We start from the raw sequence: 21,737 nt of genomic DNA, 5'->3' as shown, positions 1-21,737 counted from the left end.
GGGGCGATCGTCGAACCCGAGACGGCCTGGAGCCTGTTCGACACCGATGTCCTGCACTGGCGTCTGGAACGGAAGTTTTCACTAACCCCGCTGCGGCAGTTTACCGAGTTACGCGCTGCTATCGAGCCGGCGGCGGCGGAACTCGCGACAGGCGACAGGATGAAACACCGGCGCCATCCTTGGCGAGGCGCTTGACGGGATCGTCGCGCGCATCCCGGCCGATCATTCATCTTGGCGCCGGGTAAAGCGATGTCGAAACAAATATCTCAGGAAATATCGACAACTCTGTCGCCCTGATATTTCAGGATTTTATAGTAAGCATACCAATCCACATCGAGCACCGGCAGTGGCGAAGTGCCTGCGGGATCTGTCACCCACGTCCGGAACGCAACCAACTGCGCCCGCGTGGACGCAACGTTGGTGAGCCAATCTCCACGCCACCAATGCTGCCATTTGCCATAGGCGCCGAACGCTCGATAGCGATCAAGCTCGTCGATCTGGGCGATCGCCGCCGCGGTGGCGCGTATTGCATCGCCTGTTCGGCCGGCACGCGCCGCTATCACTGCCTCGCAGACGCGCATCAGCATGGCGTTGCTGTTTCGATTGGCGGCAATCATGGTGAGAACGGCGTAGCGGAAATATGCGCGCCGCTTCGGTGGCACCAGCCGTTCGATTGGGAGGGCCATGCCGAGCAGCGTGTCCCAACGCCGTGCAGCCGATCTGCAACTCGGCAGCTCGCGAGCGATCGTCGCGTCGATCCATTTGCCGGGGTCGGCATCCTTTTCATCATACAGCTGCATCGCGCGCCATTTTGGCGTCTGGCCGAACGAGCGATAATAAGGCGGGTTGACCATGGCGCGGAGCAGGAGTTCCCGCGCCGTCTGGTGATAATGCTGGTCGCCCAATTCCATGCCGTCGCCGTAATTCTTGCCTGCAGGCGCATGAGGGATGGCTGCGAAATAAGCCTCGTAGAAGTCCGCGAGCGGCGCGGCGGCCTTCGGCCCGAACTGGATCGTCGCCCAGTCTCGGTAATAGTCCTCGGCGTTTCGATCCGGCCTTGTGTCTCCCCACGCCAGATCCATCGTGAATTTGGCGGTCATCGTCACGGCTCGCAGGTCGCTGACGTTGACCAGTGCGAAGCGTGTCGCGCCGGCCTTGATGAAGCGTTCGAATTCGGAACGGATGCGCTCGGCCGGGACCATTTCCGAGAGCTGGTTCGCCCGTCCGTTGAGCATGGCGACGTGATAATAAAAGCCCTGGCCCCGAGACACCTGCCCATCGTCGCGAACCAGGCCCCATCCCTCGTCCGGCCAGGCGATGATGACTTCCGGCGGGAGTTGCAGATGACCCGCCCGCATCAGCCGGGCGCCTTCGGACCAGAGATTGGTGACGAACTTCGCGTCGGGAAAACGATCGCGCACGATCCGCATCTGCTCGGCAATCGCCTTCGCGATGATCGCGCCCATCTTCTGGTCGCTGCCGGCGACACTGGGGTCGTGCGCGGAATAGGGCATGTCGGACAGGCCGCGCAGGCCGACCGTCCACAATATCTCCTGGTCGCGGTCATAGAGATCGACCGCGTTGCGCCACGCATTACGCAGCACGTCCGGGTGATCGGTGAAGTTATAGGGCGCATGTTCCGGCCAGCGCGCGGCGTTCATTCCGACCGGCGTCGCATGATGCTGATTGACGATCAGCCCGCGGGCGCTGGCCGCCTTGATCTGGAGGTCGTCGGGAAACGGCCAGGTGCTGGGCACTACCATGTTGGCCTTGAGCCGCAGCAGCGTTTCGTAGACCTTGTCCATCACGGCCGGCGCGATGTTGGTCTGCTCGTCCGCGCGCGCCGGTGCCCAACCGGTCAGTTGATCCTCGTCGTTGGTGAAGAAGCCCCGATACTCGATGAGCGGCGTCGGGAACGTCCGTTCGGTGCCGTCGGCCATGTCGATCCCGGCGCGCGGTTCCGGTATCTGGTCGGTCCAGAAATACATCGGATCGACGCCCAGATAGTCCTGGCTGAATTGATAGACGGCGTAGATCGTGCCGCGCAGGTCTGCCCCCGTCAGCGTGATGGCCTGTCCGCGCCGCCGCAGCGAAAAGCTCTCGCGGTCGCCGGGCCTGGTTTCGATCTCGATCAGGAGGCCGCCTCTCGTGGCGGGCTGCGAAGCGAATACGGGCGGGGCGCCGAGCACCAGTTCGATATCGCGGGCGAGGTCCTTCGCGGCCGTCAGCACGGGTGCGGCGGGCGTGGACAGGCGGATCGTCACCGGAGGATGGGGCGCTGAAGGTCGCTTCCGGGCGGCGGCGGCGGCGGGCACCGCAGCCATCGATGCCATGACGGACAAACCCTGAACCACCTGCCGCTTGCTCAAACGCATGATACTGTGCCTGTCATTGTTCTGAACGATGGCGAGAGCCTCGATAGCGCGAAAAGCGCCGGCAGAAAAAAAAAGGCCGGGAGCGAAACCGCGCCCGGCCAGTGGGAGCCTAGAAACGCGCGCGGACACCCCATTCGAAGGTTCGATCGTAGGCGTTGACCGATTTCGGCAGGAGGGGCGTGGCATAATAATCGCTGAGCGTGTTGCGGGTCAGGTTTGTCGCATCGAACGTCATGGAGATGTTCGGTGTGAGATCGTAGCTGATCGAGGCATCGAGCTGGCCGATCGGCTTGGCGATCAGCGGCCGGTTAGCGGCATCTCCGGATGTCGTTTCGACATATTTGCTGCGCCAGTTGTAAGCGAGGCGGACCGAGATCGGACCTTTCTCATAGATGCCGATCAGGTTGTAGCTGTTCTTGGACAGGTTCTCCAGCGGCACACTCTGGCCGGGTATGGGACTCGGCGCATTGCTTTCGACATAGGTGTAGTTCGCCTGGATGCCAAAGCCGTCAAAGGGCGCCGGCAGGAAATCGAAGAACGTCTGATAGCCGACCTCCACTCCCTTTACGGTGCCATTATTTCCATTGGAGGGCCTGGTGATCAGGAATGGCAGACCATTGACTGTTTCCTCCGTCGAAATATTCTGGATGAAACCGTCGACATTCTTGAGGAAAGCCGCCGCGTACAGAATGTTCGTCCTCGACATGTACCATTCGAGTGAGAGATCGTACTGGTCCGCCTTGAGCGGCTTGAGGTTGGGATTGCCGGCCGTTCCGGTGAGGAAGGGGTAAGACAGGCTCTCCGCCGGGGTGAGCTGGCTGAAGCCTGGCCGCGTCACCACTTTGGAGACGGCCCCGCGAAGATAGAGCCTGTCGGTGAGCTTGGCCCGAATATTGGCGCTCGGCAGCCAGTTTCCATAGCTGCTGTTGGCGGTCAGCGGTGCGAAGCCGCCACCTGCCAGATTCTGGAATCCCGCGACGTTTTCCTTTGTCTTGACGTACCGCACGCCGGCATTGCCATCGAAATCGATTCCGAAGAGCGTGAAGGCATAGTTCGCCATCACATAGGCGGCGTAGGTCTTTTCGGTGATGTTGTAGAGCTGGGCAGGGTCGTTTGCCGGGGTGCCTGTGCTGAAACCGAGGATCCGCCGAGCATATTCGATGTTGCGGACCAGATCGATGCGGGGCAGCGCGAATTGCTGGAGGCTCAGATTGTAGTCGCCCCTGAACACCTGGTCCGGAGTCGTGGTCAGAAGCCCCGGAATGCTGCCGGGCAGCGGCAGGCTCTCATCTCCGCTGAGCGAATAATCGTTGGTGTAACCGCTGTGATGCGATGTGCGATCGGCGAAACGGACGCCCGCCTTGATGCTCGTGAGGATCGAGCCCATTTCGTACGTCGCGTCGAGACGGACGCTTTTTTCGTCACCCTTGTTCAAGTGATGCTCATCCTGAAAGTTATCGAAGCGATAGGCCGAGAAATCGTTGGGATCGAAACCGGATACCGACGGATTGGGAATGAAGTTTCCCAGGTCGAGCGTGTAGGACGGGGCGTTGGCATAGATGCCGATCTGCTTGAAGCTGTCCCAGCCGGAGCTGCTGGTATAGGTGCCTTCGCCGGATAGCTTGAGCCGGCCGACATCCCACTTCCCACCCAGAGCGAACTGATAGGTCGTATATGCGCTGTCCTGCGCGTAAGTTGCCGGCGCGAACTTGGCATTCGCATATGAGCCATATTTGAAATAGTTGGTGCCGTCATCGAAGGTGAACGGCGGCACCGCGGTCGCCGGCGACGCCCGGAACCCGCTTGTTCCGGTGCGGACGTAGGCCGTCAGATCGTCTTCGCGATTCGACTCGCGATTGAACATCCCGTCCAGATAGAATTCGAGATTGCTGGCCGGTTTCCATTGCGCCGAAAGATTGAGGCCCCAGCGTTTTCGGCTGCCATATGTGTAGCGTGTGCCTGCGTCCGTCACGGCGGTGATGGCATCGCCGGCATCCTGCACGCCATTGCCGTTCACATCGTAGAGATCGGTGCGGGTTTCGTAGGCGCCGGTGGCGTTGCGATAGGATCCGTAATGGCGCTGCTGATAGGCTCCGCTGACGAGGAGGCCGACTTCTCCGATGCCGGTATCCCAGCGGTTGCTGAGCAGCATGGAGACGCGCGGATCGACCTTCTTGGCGATGTCCCCATAGAAGCCCTTGATGGTGGCGGACTGCTCGCGTCCCGCAAAATCGAACGGGCGGCGAAGCCGGATATCGACGAGGCCGCCGATGCCGCCCTCGATCTGGTCGGCGGCGGCCGTCTTGTAGACGTCGATACCGGCGAGCATGGATGCCGGAATATCCCCGAGCGCGATGGTTCGGCCGGACGTCGTGAAGAAATTGCGGCCGTTGATCAGCTGCTGGACTTGCGACAGGCCGCGTATCGCGATGCCGGAGCCTTCGCCCTGGCTGCGCGTGATCTGCACGCCGGTCACCCTCTGGAGCGCCTCGGCGACGTTATTGTCCGGCAGCTTGCCGATATCCTCCGCGACGATCGAATCGACGATTTCCGCCGATTGCCGCTTTCTTCCGATCGCGCTTGCCAGGCTGGCACGAACGCCGCTGACCACGATCTCCTGACTGGCGGGTGCCGCTGCGGGATTCTGGGGCGAAGGGCTTGATCCAGGCGACGAGGCGCCAACGTCATTCGCCTGCTGTGCGAACGCCGCCGTCGTCGACAATCCGACAAGCAACGCACTGGAAGCCAGCAACAGCCCTTTGGTCATCTCACCCCTCCTTTAATTATCAGACCACGGCGCATAACTGGTCATCCACATTTAGTCGACAACATTTTTCATATTGGTCATATAAGTGGGGTCGGCAACGAGGTGGGATCCGCGATGGGGGAGGTACCGATGATCCAATCCCGTGGCTTTCATCGCCGACCGTGCCGCTGGTACGACCCAATTGCCCGTTTTCGACCGGCCCATCTTCTGGGGCGACCGAGCCGGGAAAGTCCGACTTCCCTCATCGACGGAGATGTGTTCCGTGCCCGACATGACTGACACCAACCGTCGCTTGTTCCTGCAGGCAGCCGTGGCGCTACCGCTGGGTGCCGTGCCGGCAATGGCTTCGGATCGGGCTGCGTCCGGCAACGGCGACAGGTTGCAGCGTGACCCGCTTCGTCCGTGCTACCATTTTCATCCGCGCGCCAACTGGATGAACGATCCCAATGGGCCGATCTTCTGGAAGGGATGCTACCACCTGTTTTACCAGTATAATCCGGAAGCTCCGGTCTGGGGCGCGCCGCATTGGGGGCACGCCGTCAGCAGCGACATGGTGCACTGGAGCCACCGGCCCGTCGCCCTCGCGCCAACGCCGGGCGGGCCGGATCAGGACGGTGTCTTTTCGGGCACCGCCGTGGTGACCGATGGCAGGGTATCGATGATGTATACCGCCGTCCATCGCGCCCCGCTGGACAAGGCCACGATCAAGGATGCCAAGCCTTGGCCCCTGCGCGAAACGCAGTGTCTGGCAACGGCGCGCGACGACAGCCTGGATGTCTGGGACAAGCGACAATCCCCCGTGCTGGCGTCCCCGCCGGAAGGAATGCTGGTGAACGGGTTCCGCGATCCCTCGCCCTGGCGGTACCGGGGTGGCTGGCTGGCCGTGCTGGGCAGCGGCCGGCCCGGACTGGGCGGCGCGATATTGCTCTACCGGTCGGACGACCTTCTAAACTGGGAGTTCGTGAAGCTGTTTGCCGAGCGGGCGGAGGATGCTGCGCTGGACCCCTGGGAGGTTTGGGAGTGTCCCGAATTCTTTCCGCTGGGCGATCGCCATGTCCTCATTTTTTCGACAGCCCGAAAAGCATTCTGGCAAAGCGGCCACTTCGACGAGCAGAGCCTGACCTTTCACCCAGAACGGTCGGGCATTCTGGATTATGGCGATTTTTATGCGCCGAAGACGCAGCTCGATGCGGATGGCAACCGGATCCTCTGGGGCTGGGTGCCGGAAACCCGTTCTGATGCGGAGAATCGCGCAGCCGGGTGGGCCGGGGCGATGTCGCTGCCGCGGCGACTGACGATGGACAGCGACGGGCGTCTTATCCAGTCTTACCTGCCCGCATTGTCGACGCTGCGCAGCCGCCAGCGTGTTTTTGGCCCCGTCCTTCCGGAGCGGCTGTCACTGGCGAGCGGTGCCGCCGAAATCCAGATCGACGTGCGGGAGGCCCGAGCCGATTTCGGGATAGAGATTGCCGATCGTGACGGAAGCCCTGCGATCATCTCGATCGCCTGGTTCAAGGACCGGCCCGAACTGCTCTGGATCGATGGCAGGCCGCTGGCGGTTGTTCCCGGCGCCGGAGACTGGGCGATACGGGTCTTCATCGATGGATCCATCGTCGAACTGTCGCTCGATGGTCGGGCCATGTGGACGCGCCGTTTCTACTATCAGGGGCCACAACGCGCGCCGGCGATCCGGACGCATGGCGCGGCGGGCAACCACATGACGATGCGGACATGGGACATATCGACGGCCGTGGCCTGATGCGTCCGTCGCACGCATCCCGTGGCCCCGGCTTTTTCGACGAAGCGGATTGGGTGGCTTGGGCCTGCGCGCCGCCCTTTACCGTCCGATCTGCCTTTGCCGGCCGACCGGAGCCGTGGGGACGTGCTTTGGTGCGAACGAAAATGGCCTATATTCAAGTCCGCTTCGCCGCCATATATTCGCCAGATTGGTCTAACGGGCGGGCGCATTGATGTCAGACAAGGGTGGCAAGCTCTATCGGCGTGTTTACGACGCGATTGCCGGAGACATTGCCGCAGGCTGCTATCGCATCGGCAGCCGGCTTCCTGCCGAACGGGATCTCACCGAGCGCTTTGGCGTGAGTCGTCCCACCATAAGGGAAGCGATGATCGCGCTGGAACTGCAGGGGCTGGTCGAGGCGCGCAAGGGCGCGGGGGTGTTCGTTCTGGCCACCAACACCGCCAAGCAGGCCGACGAACTCGATATCGGGGCCTTCGAGATCATCGAGGCACGGCGTCTGCTGGAAGGTGAAGTCGCAGCCGTCGCTGCCATGGAGATCAGCGACGAGCAGATAGCGGAGCTTCGCGCGTTGCTGGCCCAGATGGACCAGACCGACGAGGCCGCTGCCGAGGCGGCGGACCGCCGCTTTCACATCCTGATCGCCGAATCGACCGGCAATTCCGTCATCGCCGGCACGGTGACCGAATTCTGGGACATGCGGCACCGCTCCCCGCTGGCGCGGGAAACGCTGATGAAGGCCGGCAGCCTGGGCGTGGATGAGCGGCTGGCTGAACATGGCCATATCCTCGCAGCGCTCGAAGCGCGAGCGCCGGATGCGGCGCGCATTGCCATGCGAGATCATCTCAACCGCGTGATCGATCATCTGCTGACTGTCACCGAGACCGAGGCCGTGGAACGGGCAAGGGCCGAGGTGTCGCAGCGCCGGAAGGCTCTGGCGCGCCGGGCCGTGTAAGCGGCTCTAGCGCTTGTCCGCCGCGAACAGCATATCGCGCACGCGGCCGTCCATCAGCTCGCTATAGGCGGTCGTCAATACGGGGCGCAGCATCGGCACCAGCGATGCCGGAAACATCATATCGAGCGCGAGGGTCGCATCGACCCGCGCCTGCGCGCTCTGTGCCATCTGGATTACCGCCAGTCGCTTTGCCAATGGATCTGCCAGCACCGTCTCGCCACCATGGGCCACGCGCTCGCCGACCCAGCGCATCCAGGCCGCCAGCACCATCGTCAGCATAGGGGAGGCATCGCCCCGCTCCAGCCTCGAGACCAGCGGGGCGATGATCCGTTGAGGGAGCTTCTGCGTGCCGTCCATTGCGATCTGGGCGGTGCGGTGACGCAGCGCCGGATTTGCGAAGCGCGCCATCAACGCGGCACGGTAGCGATCGAGGTCCAGCCCCGGTGGCGGAGACAATGTGGTCACGCTTTCGTCCCACAGGCTTTCGACGAAGCGGCGCCCCTGTTCAAGCGCCACGAACTCGTGAACATGCTCGATGCCGATCAGCCCGCCCGCATAGGCGATCGCGGAATGAGCGCCGTTGAGCAGTCTTAGCTTTGCTTCCTCCCATGGCGCGATGGCTGTCGTAAGCCGGGCACCCAACGCGGCGAAGTCCGGGCGGGGGCTGCAGAAGCGATCCTCGATCACCCATTGGAAGAAGGGTTCGGTCTTCACCATAGCCCGGTCCTCGCAACCGATACGAATGGCGAGCGCGGCGACGTCCGCGTCGGTGGCGGCGGGGACGATGCGATCGACCATGGTCTGCGGGAAGGCGCCCTCGGCCGCGATCCAGCGGGCGAGAGCGCTGTCGATACGCCCGGCGAAGTCCAGCACCGCATCGCGCAGCAGGCGGCCATTGTGGGGAAGATTGTCGCAGCTCAGTACGGTGAAGGGCGGAAGACCCCCGGCACGTCGCCTCGCGAGACCTGCGACAAGGAAGCCAACCGCGCTTTTGGGGGCGGCCGGCTCGGCAAGGTCGTGAACGATCTCGGGATCGGAGAAATCGAGCGACCCGCCGTTGAGCCTGTAGCCTTTCTCCGTGATCGTCAGCGTCACGAGATGGACGTCGGGCGAGGCCAGCGCCGCGATCACCGCTTCGGGATTCTCCGGCGCGACCAATACATTCCGCACCGCGCCGATGATCCGCACCCGCTCGCCCGCGGCATCGCGCTCGACGAGGCTGTAGAGGCCGTCCTGCGGCTCTAGCTGGTCGCGCACGGCGGCCGAGCGCAGCGACACGCCGCACACGCCCCAGCGCATGTCCCCGGCCTCCAGCGCGGCTTCGAACAACACTGCCTGATGCGCGCGGTGGAAGGCGCCGATGCCGAGATGGATCACGCCGGTGCGTATCGCTCCCCGATCGTAGGAGGGGCGGCGGACATCCTCCGGCAGATCGGCCAGCACGGCGGCGGAGAGGCGCCTCACAGCCGGTAGGCCTGCTTCACCAGATCGTAGGTGAGAGCGCGCGCGATCGCGTGCGCCTCGGCCTCGTCCAGCTGATGCTCGGCGACCCGGCGGGCGAGGAAGGCGCTGTCCATCCGTCGCGCGACGTCGTGCCGCGCGGGGATCGAGAGGAAGGCGCGTGTGTCGTCATTGAAGCCGACGGTGTTGTAGAAACCCGCCGTCTCGGTGACCCGCTCGCGGAAACGGCGCATGCCTTCCGGGCTGTCGTGGAACCACCAGGGCGGGCCGAGCCGGAGTGCGGCATAATGGCCCGCCAGCGGCGCCAACTCGCGCGCGTAGACGTCCTCGTCGAGCGTGAAGAGGATCAGCGTCAGGCGCGGATCGCGGCCGTGTGCGTCGAGCAGCGGCTTCAGCCCGCGCACGAATTCCCCGGCGAGAGGGATGTCGGCGCCCTTGTCCCGCCCGTAGCGGGCGAGCAGCGCGGGATCGTGGTTGCGATACGCGCCGGGGTGAAGCTGCATCACCATCCCGTCCTCGATCGACATGCGCGCCATCTCGGTGAGCATGTGGCCGCGGAACAGCTCGGCCTCCGCCGGGGTGACGGCGCCGCCCAGCAGCTTGGCGTAAAGCGCCTCGATTTCGGCGGCGGGCAGGTTCGCGGTGAAGGCGGAGGGGTGGCCGTGGTCGGTCGAGGTCGCGCCCGCCTGGCGGAAATGCGCGCGGCGTATGCGGTGGGCACGCAGATAGCCGTCGAAGGTGGCGATGTCCTCGCCCGAAACCTCGCCGAAGCGGCGGAGATTGTCGGCGAAGCCGGGTGCTTCCGGATCTATCACCGGATCGGGGCGGTAGGCGGTGACGACCTTGCCGCTCCACCCGCTCTCGCGGATCGCGCGATGATGGTCGAGCGGATCGAGCGGGCTTTCGGTGGTGGCGATCAGTTCGATCCCAAACCGTTCGTAGAGCGCGCGGGGGCGGAAGGCATCGGTCTTCAGCGCGGCGTCGATCGTGTCGTAGTAGAGATCGGCGCTGGCCTCCCCCAGCCGCACGGAAAGCCCAAACACCTCGGCGAACACCCAGTCCAGCCACAGCCGCGAGGGCGTACCCCGGAACAGGTGGTAGTGCCGCGCGAACAACCGCCACGCGGCGCGCGGATCGGTTTCGTGCGGGGTGCCGTCGCGGGTGGGCACGCCCAGCGCCGAAAGCGGGATGCCCTGGCTGGAGAGCATCCGCAGCACGTAATGATCGGGGACGATCAGCAGCTCGGTCGGGTTGGTGAAGGGGGCGTTGGTGACGAACCAGACCGGATCGGTATGGCCGTGCGGGCTGACGATCGGCAGGCCCCTGATGCCCTCGTAGATCGATCGGGCGATGGCACGGGTGGCCGGGTCGGCGGGGAAGAGCCGGTCCGGATGCAGGGTCAACGGGGTCATGCGAGCTGCTCCGGATCGACGGGCGTGTAGCGCGGCACCAGCAGGTGGATCACGCCCAATGCGACGACATAGGCGAGGGCGGCAACCACGAAGATCGGCTGATAGCTGCCGAGCGTGGCGAGGATCGCGCCGGCGAACTTCGCCATCAGCATGCCGCCGAGCGCGCCGGCCAGCCCGCCGAGGCCGATCACCGATCCGGACTGGCCGCGCGGGAAGAGATCGCCCGGCAAGGCGAACACGTTGGCGGAAAAGCCCTGATGGCAGGCGCAAGCGAGGCCGATCAGCAGCACCGCCCACCACATGCCCGGCGCGTGGGTGGCGAAGGCGATCGGCAGCGCGAACATGGCGCAGACGCCCATCGCCGTCTTGCGCGCACGGTTGGTGCTCCAGCCCCGGCCGAGCCAGCGCGAAGAGAGCCAGCCGCCTGCTACCGAGCCGACATCCGCCAGCACATAGACGGCGACCAGCGGCGGTCCGAAATCGAGCATCTTGATGCCGTATTGCCGGTTGAAGAAATCGGGCAGCCAGAACAGGAAGGTCCACCACACCGGATCGATCAGGAAGCGGCCCGCCATATAGGCCCAGGTCTGGCGCAAGCCGAGCAGGGTGCGCCACGGCACCGGGCGCTGCGCCTCGGCCGGCTCGCTCTCGATCCAGGCGAGTTCCTCAGGGCTGACGCGCGGGTTGCGGCGGGGCGATCGGTAGAAGGCCAGCCACGCCGCCAGCCAGATCAAGGTCAGCGCACCGGTGGCGACGAAGGCCATGCGCCAGCCGAAGGCGACCGCGATCACCGGAACGATCAGCGGCGTCACGATCGCGCCGACATTCGATCCGGCGTTGAAGATGCCGATCGCCAGCGCCCGCTCGCGCCGGGGGAACCACTCCCCGATCGCGGCCAGCGCCGCCGGGAAGGCGCCCGCCTCGCCGATCGCCAGCGGCACCCGCGCGATCAGCATGCCGGTGGTCGAGGTGAAGAGCGCGTGGGCGACATGGCCGATGGTCCACAACGTCACCGAGATCGCATAGCCGATCCGCGCTCCCACGCGATCGACCAGCCGCCCGAACAGCACATAGGCGATGCCGTAGGCACCCTGGAACCAGATGGCGAGATCGGCATAGCCCGTCTCGCTCCAGCCGTAGCGCGCCTGCAGCGTGGGCTTCAGCACCGGCAGCACCAGCCGGTCGACATAGCTCAGCACGACGGCGGCGAAGAGCAGCCCGCAGACGATCCAGCGGATGCGTCCGGCGGGTTTCTGGGAGGCGTCCACCGGCGTCACCAGTTGAACATCGTCCCGTCTTCCAGGCGGTTCACCGGCAGGAAGGCGCGCTTATATTCGTATTTCGCGGCCAGATCCTCGTCGATCTCGACGCCGAGGCCGGGCTTGTCGCCGGGGTGCATCATGCCGCGATCGAACGTGTAGGCATGCGGGAAGGCCGCGTCCGTCTCGGGCGTGTGGCGCATATATTCCTGCACGCCGAAATTGGGCACCGACAGATCGAAATGCAGCGCCGCTGCCATGCAGACCGGCGAGAGATCGGTCGCGCCATGGCAGCCGGTGCGGACATTGTGCATGTCGGCGAAGCTCGCGATCCGGCGCAGGTGGGTGATGCCGCCGGCATGGACCACGGTCGCGCGGATATAATCGATCAGTTGCTCCTCGATCAGCTGCTTGCAGTCCCACACCGAGCTGAAGATCTCGCCGACGGCAAGCGGCGTGGTGGTATGCTGGCGGATCAGGCGGAAATTGGCCTGGTTCTCGGCCGGCACCGCATCCTCCAGCCAGAAGGGGCGGAAGGGCTCGAGATCCTTGCCCAGCCGCGCCGCCTCAATCGGGGTCAGGCGATGGTGCGCGTCGTGGAGCAGATGCACGTCCCAGCCCAGCGCCTCGCGCGCCTTCTCGAACAGCGGCGGCACGGAGCGGAGATATTTCTCGGTCGACCAGACATTCTCGGTCGGCAGGTCGGCGTCGGCCGGCTCGTAGAAATAGCGGTCCTTGGAGACGCCGTAGGTGGAGGCGAGGCCCGGCACGCCGGACTGGATGCGGATCGCCTTGTACCCCTCCGACTGGTATATCAGCGCCGCCTCGATCGTCTCCTCGATCGTCGCGCCGTTGGCGTGGCCGTAGACCATCACGCCCTCGCGCGCAGCGCCACCGAGCAGCTGGTAGACCGGCAGGCCGGCCACCTTGCCCTTGATGTCCCAGAGCGCGGTGTCGACGGCGGCGATCGCGCTCATCGTCACCGGGCCGCGCCGCCAGTAGGCACCCTTGTAGAGGAACTGCCAGATATCCTCGATGCGGTGCGCGTCGCGGCCGATCAGGCAGGGGGTGACGTGATCGGTGAGGTAACTCGCCACCGCCAGCTCGCGCCCGTTGAGCGTGGCGTCGCCCAGCCCGTAAATGCCCTCGTCGGTCTCGATCTTGAGCGTGACGAAATTTCGGCCGGGGCTGGTGACGATGACCTTGGCCGACGTGATTATGGGCATATACGAAGCTCCAACAAGGCGAATGCGGGCGAGGGGAGTATGCCCGGTGCCGAGAGGCTGCAGATCAGAAGCACGGACGGCACGCCCTTCTCCTATCTTACCAATTTTCAGGTGTCATGCAAAAGATGTCATGCCAATACGTGGGTGCAGTGCCGATGGCAGGGAGTTTGAGATGAAGCGTCGGATGATCGCGATTGGCGAGGTGATGCTGGAGCTTCGGCCGGACGGCGGCGCCTGGCAGCTTGGTCTGGGCGGCGATACCTTCAACACGGCCGCATTCTGCGCTCGGCTCGGGCTTTCGACGGCCTATCTCACGATGCTGGGAGAGGACCCGTTCAGCACCGACATGCTGCGGCGGATTGCCGGCCACGGCGTCGATTGCGGATTGATCCTGCGGGATCCGACGGCATTGCCGGGACTGTACGCGATCCAGACGGACGAGGCGGGCGAGCGCAGTTTCTTCTACTGGCGCAAGGAGGCCGCTGCCCGGTCGCTTCTGCATCATCCGGCCGTGGAACAGCTATTCGAGGCAGCGGTGCAGACCGATCTCCTGTACCTGTCGGGCATCACCCTTTCGCTCTTCGGCGCAGAGGGGCGCAGTCGGCTGAGAGGGCTGGCGCAGGATGTGCGCCGACGGGGCGGGCGGGTCGCGTTCGATCCCAATTTCCGGCCAAAGGGCTGGAGCGACGAGGCGGAGGCGCGGGACGCGATGGCGGATTTCGCCTCAGAGATCGACATCGCCTTGCCGACGTTCGATGACGAACGCCTGCTGCATGGGGACGGCGATCCTCACGCCACGATCGAGCGCTGGAAAGCACTGGGTGTGCGGGAAGTCGTGGTGAAGGTCGGGCGGGACGGATGCGTGATCGGCGGCGATTCGCCGGAGGTCTCCATCCGCCCGGATCGGGAGGTCTTGCCGGTCGACACGACGGGCGCAGGGGATAGTTTCAATGCGGCCTATCTCGCGGCCCGCCTCCATGGCCGTGCGCCGGAAGAGGCGGGAAGGGCCGGAAACGCCCTTGCTGCCGCTGCCATCATGCACGCCGGTGCGCTGGGTCTCCTCCATGCCGAGGCAGGTGACTGACGGCCCGCACCTTCAGGCTGGCGACGAGTTGCGATCGGCGCCTGGAGTGCGTGCGTCATTCAAGAAAATGGTTGAGCAACCTGTTCGCGATCTGAAGTGCCGCAAGGCGGCGCAACGCCGGAAAAATCCGGGCGGGTATCGAGAATCGGCTCGAGATTACACGCGAAATGCCTCCTACAGCGGAGGAGGGGTCGTCAGGACAGCAGAAGCGATTGTGCGGCGACGGCCACCTGCGTCCGATTGTGGACGTTCAGCTTGCGCATCAACGCCGTCATATGGGCCTTCACCGTTTTTTCGGCGATGCCGAGATCGAAGGCGATCTGCTTGTTCAACTGGCCCATCCTGACGCCGCGCATCACCTTGAGCTGCGTGGGGGTCAGCCGGATCTGGGTATCGCCATGGGCCGTCGCATCAACGGCGCCGATCGGATTGCTCATCGTGTCTCTCCCTTTCGCAACCGGCTGGACACCACGAGCCGATCGGCCGTCCGCAAACCCGTTCCACTCTGCGCGAAGCTGGAATCGGTTGGACAGATTTCTAGTATTTCGTGCGAAATTTGCTGTCAATATGCGTTTTATGGCTGTTTAGTCGTGTGATCTGTTATACAGCTTTTGCGTGACACAGGCGGCACACCGCCCGGCGCGAAGGGAGGATGGGGTGACAGGCAATCCTGCAAGACTGCGATCGAACGGCGCTTGCGTAACGCGGGTCACGCGATGAGCGAGGATCTCCGCCTCGTCCTGTCCGCGCTTGTCGGGATCATTGCGGCCATCGGTCTCATTGTAAGGGGCCGCTTCCATCCGTTCCTCGCGCTGCTGTGCGGCGCGTTTCTCGTCGGCCTGCTGGACGGGATGCCGATGGCCGACGCGGCCAAGGCGATCCAGAAGGGAGCGGGCGACGTGCTCGGCGGCACCGGCCTCGTCGTCGCGCTTGGTCTGTCGCTGGGATCGATGTTGCAGCTTTCCGACGGGGCCGGCACGCTCGCCCGCTCGGCATTGCGGCGCTGCCGGCCCGTGGCCGCGCCCTGGATGAGCATGGCGGTCGCGCTGCTGATCGGCCTGCCGCTCTTCTTCGAGACCGGCGTCGTCCTGCTGCTGCCGATCGCGGCGGCAGCCGCCGCGACGATGGCGCGATCCGGCGACGAGCCGCGCGTTCGCTTGCGGCTGATGCTGCCCGCGCTCGCCGGACTGACCACGCTTCACGCATTGGTCCCGCCGCATCCCGGTCCGCTGATCGCGATCGACGCGCTTCACGCCAGCCTTGTGCGGACCCTGCTCTACGGCATCGCGGTGGGCGTGCCGACCGCCATCGTCGCGGGGCCGATCTTCGGCGGATGGATCGCGCGCCGCATATCGCCGTCCGCACCGGTGATCGAGCCGGCCGAACCGCTGGTCGCGGCGCCCGGCGTGATGCGTGCGCTTGCGAGCGTGCTGCTGCCCGTGCTGCTGATCTCCGCCGGGCAGATCGCGACCGCCGCCCCGGCCGGTATTGCGCCGCATCTCGCCTGGATGGATGCGCTGAGCAATCCGGTGCTCGCCTTGGTGATCGCCAATCTCGTCGCCATGCCTTTGCTGTTCGGGCGACGGATGGGGGAGGCGGGCGTGCAGGCGGCCTTGTGGTCGGATGCCATGCGGCCTGCGGGGGCGATCGTCCTCGCCATCGGTGCGGGCGGCGCGCTGAAGCAGGTGCTGGTCTCCGCCGGACTCGCCGATTTCCTGGCGCACGTCGCCGCGCATGGAGCGATCCCGGCGATCCCCATGGCATGGGCGGTGGCGGTGTGCATCCGTCTCGCGACCGGATCCGCCACCGTCGCCACCATCACGGCAGCGGGCATCATGCCGGGTGTCGTCGCGGCCACCGGCACATCCCCGGAATGGGCGGTGCTGGCGATCGGCGCGGGATCGGTCTTCTTCTCCCACGTCAACGATCCCGGTTTTTGGCTGGTGCGCAGCTATCTCGGAACCAGTACGCAGGACACGTTCAAGACTTGGTCGGTGCTGGAGAGCATCGTCTCGGTTGTCGCATTGCTCCTCATCCTTGCAGGAAGCGCGCTGACATGAATGGGGGAGGTGGGATGCAGGAAGAAAGGCTGGCTGACCGCGCCTATGCCGGCATCGTCGAGCTGATCAACGTCGAGGATATCCGGATCGGCGATCGCCTGCCGTCTGAGACCAAACTGGCGGACATGTTCGGGATGTCGCGCACGATCGTCCGCGAGGCGCTGGTGCGGCTGGCGTCCGATGGGATTACGGAGGCGAGGCGGGGCGCCGGATCCTTCGTGAAGCGGCGGCCGTCCGTCCGCCTGGGTTCGCACATGCCGATGCAGGAGATCGCCGCCGCGATCGGCAGCTACGAAGTGCGCTTCGTGCTGGAGGCGGAAGCGGCCCGGCTGGCGGCGATCCGCCGGACCGGCGAACAGATGGCGGCGATCGAACGGGCAATGGAATCGCTCAGCACTGCCTTGCGCGCGAGCGGCCCGGCCAATGTCGAGGACATGGACCTCCACCGCGCGATCTTCGCGGCGACGGCCAATCCGGTGTTCCTTTCGAGCTTCGATCACCTGCACGAGGAGATCGACCGCATCCTGCGCGCCGGTGTCGACATCTCGCGCTCGCGCCCGCCCGAGGCGATCAACGCGATGATCGAGGAGCATGAGACGATCGTTGATGCGATCCGCGCGCAGGACGGGGACGCCGCTGCGCTGGCGATGCGCTGGCACCTCTCGCAGGGCCGCAAGCGGCTGATGCCCTGAGCCGACCGGGACTATGGTCGCGCCTGTCGGTCGCGGCGCGACGCGGTATCGCCGGGGCAACGACAAGGGAGAGTCTGCGTGACGCGGCATGTCTGGGTGATCGGTTCGAGCCTACTGGCGATGGCGCTGTCGACCGCGAGTATGGCGGCAGTGCCTGCCTCCTCGATGCTGAGCCGCGCCCCCGACGATCCGCGCGCCGTCACCGTCCGCGCGGTGGGCGACGGGCGGGCGGACGACACCGCCGCGATCCAGCAGGCGATCGACCGAGCCGGAGCGAAGGGCGAGGGGATCGTCTTCCTGCCCTCCGGCCGATACCGGATCACGCGCTCGCTCTTCCTGTGGCCGGGCGTGCGGCTGTTCGGCACGGGCGGGACGCGGCCCGTGCTGGTGCTGGGCGACGCGACGCCGGGCTTCCAGACGGGCGTCGCGACGATGCTGATCTTCGCGGGGCGCGGCCCCGGCGGCGGCCATGCCGGCGAGCATGGCAAGGTGCCGTTCCCGCCGCCCGACGCGGTGCCGTTCAACCCGGATATCGCCGATGCCAATCCCGGCACCTTCTATTCGGCGATGGCCAACGTGGATTTCGAGATCGGCGCGGGCAATCCGGCTGCGGTGGGCGTGCGCTTCCATGCCGCGCAGCATGCCTATCTGCGGCATATAGATTTCCGCATCGGATCGGGCCTCGCCGGCATCTACCAGACGGCGAACATGGGGCAGGATCTGCATTTTCACGGCGGGCGCTACGGTATCCTGACCGAGAAGCCGTCGCCCGCCTGGCAATTCTCGCTGCTCGATTCCACCTTCGACGGCCAGCGCGACGCCGCGATCCGCGAACATGAGGCGAGCCTGACCCTGGTCAATGTTGCGATGCGTGACGTGCCTGTCGGCATCGACATCGACGAAGGCTATGGCGACTGGCTATGGGGCAAGGACGTCCGCTTCGAGAATGTGTCGAAGGCGGGCGTGATCGTCTCCAACGAGGGCAACGCCTACACCCAGATCGGCTTCGACAATGCCGTCGCCAGCGGCACGCCGATCTTCGCCCGGTTCCGCGACAGCGGGAAGGCGATAGCGGGGGCCGGGCCGGTCTATCGCATGGCAGCGTTCACCTATGGCCTGACGCTGGACGGCTTGGGCGTGCCCGGCACCTACCAGACCCGGATCGACCAGACACGGATCGCGGCGCTGCCCAAGCCGGCGCCGCCCGCGATCCGCGCGCTTCCCGATGCCGCGCAATGGACCGACGTCCGCACGCTCGGCGTGAAAGGCGATGGCACCACCGACGACACCGCCGCGCTCCGCCACGCGATCGACACGCATCGCGTGCTCTATTTCCCCGCCGGCCGCTACATCGTCACCGACACGCTGACGCTGAAACCGGATAGCGTGCTGATCGGCCTCCACCCCGATCTCACCCAGATCGTGCTGCCGGACGGGACGCCCGGCTTCCAGGGCGTCGGCGCACCGCGCGCGCTCATCGAGACGCCGAAGGGCGGCGACAATATCGTCACCGGAATCGGCCTGTTTACCGGCGGTATCAACATGCGCGCCACCGCCCTGCTGTGGAAGGCGGGCGCAGGCTCGCTGGTGGAGGACGTGAAGTTCCAGGGCGGCCACGGTACCGCGCAGGCGGACGGCAGCCGCTTCGATCCCTACGACGCCACGCACAGCGCCGACAAGGATCCGCACAAGCGCTGGGGCGGCCAGTATCCGAGCCTGTGGGTGACGGACGGCGGCGGCGGCACCTTCGCCAACCTCTGGACGCCGGACACCTATGCGCAGACGGGCATGTACGTGTCCGACACGAGCACGCCGGGCCATGTCTACGAAGTCTCGAGCGAACATCACGTCCGCACCGAATTCGGGCTGAATCGGGTGTCGAACTGGGAATTCCTCGCCCCCCAGACCGAGGAGGAGAGCGGCGAGAGCCAGGATACCGTCTCCTTCGACATCCGCGATTCCCGCGACATCCTGATCGCCAACCTGCACGCCTATCGCGTCACCCGATCGGTGAAGCCGGCGCTGGCGGCGGTGCGGATGCAGAACGTGTCCGGCATCCGGCTGCGCAACGTGCACGTGAATGCCGAGAGCGGACTCGGCACCTGCGACGAGAATGGCTGCGCCACCTATCTGCGCGCCAGCAAGTTCCCCTTCGAGAATGCCGTGCTGGACGTGACCCACGGGCTGCAGGTGCGCGAGCGCGAGTTCGCGGCGCTCGACGTGCCGGCGAACCCGGCCGCTCCACCTGCGACGGCGATCGGGGTGCGCAAGCTGGCCGACGGCTTCTTCTCGGCGAGCGGCGGCGTGGTGGATGCGCACGGCAAGCTCTATTTCGTCGATCACGGCCAGCAGCGCATCCTGGGCTGGAGCGAGGCCGGGGGGCTGACGACCGAACGCGACACGCCGCTCGATCCGGTCAATCTCGCGATGGATCGCGCCGGCAATCTGATCGTGCTGTCTTCCTACGGCCGGGAGGGGACCGTCTACGCCTTCCGGCCGGGATCGTCCGAGGAGGAGTTGACCGTCATCGCGCCGACACCGGTCGCCCAACATGCCGCCGGCCGCGTCGCGCTGCCCGGCAATCTGTGGAACAACGGCGAGTTCAGGGACCAGTACGATCCCGCGACCGACCATTTCACGACGCTTGCCGAAATGTTCGCCCGCGACATGGCGGTGCCGAAGGCGCGCGAATATGTCTCGCCCGACGGCAGCCTCGTCATTCCCGCCTTCCGCGTCTTTCAGCAGGGACCGGCGGACCATATCGGCTGGCGCTTCTCCGACACGCTGGACGCATACGGCTTCGTGACGGCGGAGCAGGGCAAGCGCGTGTTCCTGTCCAACGAATCCGAGGACAAGACCTATTCCGGCCTCGTCGGCGCGGGCGGCGCGGTGACCGATCTCAAGCCCTTCGCCGACCGCGGCGGGGAGAGCGTGGCGACGGGGCCGGACGGCCGCGTCTATGTCGCGAACGGGCAGGTGTTCGTCTACGATCCGTCCGGCAAGGCGATCGATCGCATCGACGTGCCCGAACGCCCGCTGCAATTGCTGTTCGGCGGCGCGGACGGGCGGACGCTTTACATCCTATGCCACCACGCGCTCTATTCGGCGCGGCCCTGATGGGGCGCTGCGCTTATTCGAAGGGTTTGGCCGTGCGGGTCTGCCCGCCGGTCAGCCAGCCGCCGTCGCCCAGCCAGTCGATCAGGCGATCCGGCCAGTGCTGGAGCGAGAGGCGCTGCGAATGCATGGCGACGTTGAAGCCGTGGTCGGTATCGGCGAAGAGGTGCAGCTCGACCGAGACGTTGGCTGCGCGCAACTGCTGGTAGAGCGTCAGCGTCGGCATCGCGCAGCATTGATCCAGCGTGCCGGCGGCGAGGAAGGCGGGCGGTGCGCCAGCAGGCTTGGCGGCCGGGATACCGAGCGGCCCCGGATAGATCAGCACCTGGAAATCGGGCCGCGCGCTCACCGCGTCGATCGCGTCGTCGTGGCCCAGCCGGGGCGGTTCCGGATTGTCCGCCGTGAGCGAGACGAGTTCACCGCCCGCAGAGAAGCCCATCAGGCCGATCCGATTCGGATCCACGCCATATTCCGCCGCGTGGGCGCGCACCCAGCGGACGGCGCGGCGTGCATCGGCGGCGGCGTCCCGCTCGATTGAATAAGGCGAGCCAGGTTCGCGCGAGAGGCGGTATTTGAGCACGAAGGCGGTGATCCCCGCCTGGTTGAGCCGGTGCGCGGGCATCACGCCCTCGTTCACCCACACCAGCATCCGATGCCCGCCGCCCGGCACCACGATCATGCCGACGCCATTGGCGTGGCGCGGATCGGCCCGAAAGACGGTGAGCGACGGATCGCTGACATGGTGGACATAGGTGTCGACCACCTGCTCCGGCTCGCCATGATGCGCCTCGGCGCCCGGTGCTCCGTTCGGCCACAGCGGAACGCTGGCCGGCCCGGCCTCGGCCTGCGCGGCACCGGCGGAAAGCAAGAGTGCGAGCGCCAGCCATCGGGTCATGTCAGCGTGTCTCCATCATCCGGCGCGGGAGCCATTCCAGCACCTTGTCGCACAGCGCCTCCGGCGCCTCGCTTGAATCGAAAATGACGGCGGGTTCGTCGCCGGACGGCCGCTCGAGCGTGCGTAGCTGGCTGTCGAGCAGGCTCGCGGGCATATAATGGCCGGGCCGGTTGCCCAACCGCCGGGCAAGTTCCGTCTGGGCGGTATCCAGCAGGACGAAGACGATCGGCGTGCCGGTCGCCGCAGCGAGCCGTTCCCGATAGCCGCGCCGGAGCGCCGAGCAGGCGGCGACCACCAGCCCGTCGCGCGCCACGCCCTCCGCCATCGCGCCGCCCAGCCTGTCCAGCCAGGGCCAGCGATCCTCGTCGGTCAGTGGGATGCCGCCGCGCATCTTCGCGACATTGGCCTCGGAATGGAAGCTGTCGCCTTCGAGAAACGTCGCGTCCAGCCGCGCGGCGAGCAGCGCCCCGAGCGTGGACTTGCCGCTGCCGCTGACCCCCATGACGACAATCGCGAGCGGGGCGATCCGGTCTTTCTCCACTGCGCTCGACACCGGCTTCCCTTCACACGTGCGACTTCCGCCCCACGGCGCGCATATGCGCGGCGGCAAGCGGATCGCGACACCTTTTAGGAGGGGCGATCGCATCCGCCCAATTAGGACCATGGTCGCGGCTGTCGAGG

The 21,737-nt window shown here is 65.8% G+C and carries 14 protein-coding genes and 1 pseudogene; 6 read left to right on the top strand and 9 right to left on the bottom strand.

What is annotated here, in order from left to right; all coding sequences use genetic code 11:
• Positions 1-266: 266 nt before the first annotated feature.
• On the bottom strand, positions 267-2,561 hold the full coding sequence (locus QGN17_RS10500; protein WP_281044423.1) for a glycosyl hydrolase 115 family protein: 2,295 nt from the start codon (positions 2,559-2,561) through the stop codon (positions 267-269).
• On the bottom strand, positions 2,485-5,142 hold the full coding sequence (locus tag QGN17_RS10495) for a TonB-dependent receptor (RefSeq protein ID WP_281044422.1): 2,658 nt from the start codon (positions 5,140-5,142) through the stop codon (positions 2,485-2,487). The genes QGN17_RS10500 and QGN17_RS10495 overlap by 77 nt, the downstream gene beginning before the upstream one ends.
• A gap of 271 nt (positions 5,143-5,413) precedes the next feature.
• Here QGN17_RS10495 and QGN17_RS10490 point away from each other — a divergent pair.
• Together QGN17_RS10490 and QGN17_RS10485 are read left to right on the top strand one after the other, a co-directional pair.
• Positions 5,414-6,406, top strand: a pseudogene (locus tag QGN17_RS10490) (glycoside hydrolase family 32 protein); the annotation flags it as partial.
• A gap of 706 nt (positions 6,407-7,112) precedes the next feature.
• A complete protein-coding gene (locus QGN17_RS10485; protein ID WP_281044420.1) occupies positions 7,113-7,853 on the top strand; it encodes a FadR/GntR family transcriptional regulator in 741 nt (246 codons plus the stop codon).
• Positions 7,854-7,859: 6 nt separating this feature from the next.
• On the opposite strand, the gene QGN17_RS10480 is transcribed toward QGN17_RS10485, so the two are convergent.
• The 4 genes from QGN17_RS10480 to manD are packed head-to-tail and all read right to left on the bottom strand — an operon-like array spanning position 7,860 to position 13,211.
• Positions 7,860-9,317: a mannitol dehydrogenase family protein gene (locus tag QGN17_RS10480; protein ID WP_281044419.1), complete on the bottom strand. Its 1,458-nt coding sequence runs from the start codon at positions 9,315-9,317 to the stop codon at positions 7,860-7,862.
• Entirely contained in the window at positions 9,314-10,726 is a 1,413-nt protein-coding gene (gene uxaC, locus QGN17_RS10475) for a glucuronate isomerase (RefSeq protein ID WP_281044418.1), read from the bottom strand. The genes QGN17_RS10480 and uxaC overlap by 4 nt, the downstream gene beginning before the upstream one ends.
• Positions 10,723-11,994, bottom strand: coding sequence for an MFS transporter (locus tag QGN17_RS10470; RefSeq protein WP_281044417.1), 1,272 nt, complete (start codon positions 11,992-11,994; stop codon positions 10,723-10,725). Before QGN17_RS10470 ends, uxaC begins: the two co-directional genes overlap by 4 nt.
• A gap of 5 nt (positions 11,995-11,999) precedes the next feature.
• Positions 12,000-13,211, bottom strand: coding sequence for a D-mannonate dehydratase ManD (gene manD / locus QGN17_RS10465; RefSeq protein WP_281044416.1), 1,212 nt, complete (start codon positions 13,209-13,211; stop codon positions 12,000-12,002).
• Between the two features lie 172 nt (positions 13,212-13,383).
• Between manD and QGN17_RS10460 the strand changes: the two genes are divergently transcribed.
• Entirely contained in the window at positions 13,384-14,295 is a 912-nt protein-coding gene (locus QGN17_RS10460) for a sugar kinase (protein ID WP_281044415.1), read from the top strand.
• Between the two features lie 194 nt (positions 14,296-14,489).
• On the opposite strand, the gene QGN17_RS10455 is transcribed toward QGN17_RS10460, so the two are convergent.
• A complete protein-coding gene (locus QGN17_RS10455) occupies positions 14,490-14,732 on the bottom strand; it encodes a helix-turn-helix domain-containing protein (RefSeq protein WP_281044414.1) in 243 nt (80 codons plus the stop codon).
• A gap of 279 nt (positions 14,733-15,011) precedes the next feature.
• Here QGN17_RS10455 and QGN17_RS10450 point away from each other — a divergent pair, with 279 nt between their 5' ends.
• The 3 genes from QGN17_RS10450 (at position 15,012) to QGN17_RS10440 (ending at position 20,164) form a co-directional block, all read left to right on the top strand.
• A complete protein-coding gene (locus QGN17_RS10450; RefSeq protein ID WP_281044413.1) occupies positions 15,012-16,355 on the top strand; it encodes a GntT/GntP/DsdX family permease in 1,344 nt (447 codons plus the stop codon).
• Positions 16,356-16,369: 14 nt separating this feature from the next.
• Positions 16,370-17,047: a FadR/GntR family transcriptional regulator gene (locus QGN17_RS10445; protein WP_281044412.1), complete on the top strand. Its 678-nt coding sequence runs from the start codon at positions 16,370-16,372 to the stop codon at positions 17,045-17,047.
• 120 nt (positions 17,048-17,167) lie between these two features.
• Positions 17,168-20,164 carry a glycosyl hydrolase family 28-related protein gene (locus QGN17_RS10440; protein WP_281045198.1) on the top strand — a complete coding sequence of 999 codons (2,997 nt, stop codon included), beginning with the start codon at positions 17,168-17,170 and terminating at the stop codon, positions 20,162-20,164.
• 13 nt (positions 20,165-20,177) lie between these two features.
• On the opposite strand, the gene QGN17_RS10435 is transcribed toward QGN17_RS10440, so the two are convergent.
• On the bottom strand, positions 20,178-21,056 hold the full coding sequence (locus tag QGN17_RS10435; RefSeq protein WP_281044411.1) for an alpha/beta hydrolase: 879 nt from the start codon (positions 21,054-21,056) through the stop codon (positions 20,178-20,180).
• A gap of 1 nt (position 21,057) precedes the next feature.
• Positions 21,058-21,558: a gluconokinase gene (locus tag QGN17_RS10430; protein WP_281045197.1), complete on the bottom strand. Its 501-nt coding sequence runs from the start codon at positions 21,556-21,558 to the stop codon at positions 21,058-21,060.
• Positions 21,559-21,737 lie beyond the last annotated feature (179 nt).

This window comes from Sphingomonas oryzagri, from assembly GCF_029906645.1.
Lineage (GTDB): Bacteria > Pseudomonadota > Alphaproteobacteria > Sphingomonadales > Sphingomonadaceae > Solisphingomonas > Solisphingomonas oryzagri.
Note: the sequence above shows the minus strand (reverse complement) of the source record. Positions and strands in the feature narration are given on the sequence as shown.

What these genes read in the sequence shown, in the direction of transcription:
- QGN17_RS10500 (WP_281044423.1), bottom strand. Translation starts at nt 2,561, where the DNA reads ATGCCACGCCCCTCCTGCCGAAATCGGTCAACGCCTACGATCGAACCT.
- QGN17_RS10495 (WP_281044422.1), bottom strand. Translation starts at nt 5,142, where the DNA reads ATGACCAAAGGGCTGTTGCTGGCTTCCAGTGCGTTGCTTGTCGGATTG.
- QGN17_RS10485 (WP_281044420.1), top strand. Translation starts at nt 7,113, where the DNA reads ATGTCAGACAAGGGTGGCAAGCTCTATCGGCGTGTTTACGACGCGATT.
- uxaC (WP_281044418.1), bottom strand. Translation starts at nt 10,726, where the DNA reads ATGACCCCGTTGACCCTGCATCCGGACCGGCTCTTCCCCGCCGACCCG.
- manD (WP_281044416.1), bottom strand. Translation starts at nt 13,211, where the DNA reads ATGCCCATAATCACGTCGGCCAAGGTCATCGTCACCAGCCCCGGCCGA.
- QGN17_RS10460 (WP_281044415.1), top strand. Translation starts at nt 13,384, where the DNA reads ATGAAGCGTCGGATGATCGCGATTGGCGAGGTGATGCTGGAGCTTCGG.
- QGN17_RS10455 (WP_281044414.1), bottom strand. Translation starts at nt 14,732, where the DNA reads ATGAGCAATCCGATCGGCGCCGTTGATGCGACGGCCCATGGCGATACC.
- QGN17_RS10450 (WP_281044413.1), top strand. Translation starts at nt 15,012, where the DNA reads ATGAGCGAGGATCTCCGCCTCGTCCTGTCCGCGCTTGTCGGGATCATT.
- QGN17_RS10445 (WP_281044412.1), top strand. Translation starts at nt 16,370, where the DNA reads ATGCAGGAAGAAAGGCTGGCTGACCGCGCCTATGCCGGCATCGTCGAG.
- QGN17_RS10440 (WP_281045198.1), top strand. Translation starts at nt 17,168, where the DNA reads ATGGCGCTGTCGACCGCGAGTATGGCGGCAGTGCCTGCCTCCTCGATG.
- QGN17_RS10435 (WP_281044411.1), bottom strand. Translation starts at nt 21,056, where the DNA reads ATGACCCGATGGCTGGCGCTCGCACTCTTGCTTTCCGCCGGTGCCGCG.
- QGN17_RS10430 (WP_281045197.1), bottom strand. Translation starts at nt 21,558, where the DNA reads ATGGGGGTCAGCGGCAGCGGCAAGTCCACGCTCGGGGCGCTGCTCGCC.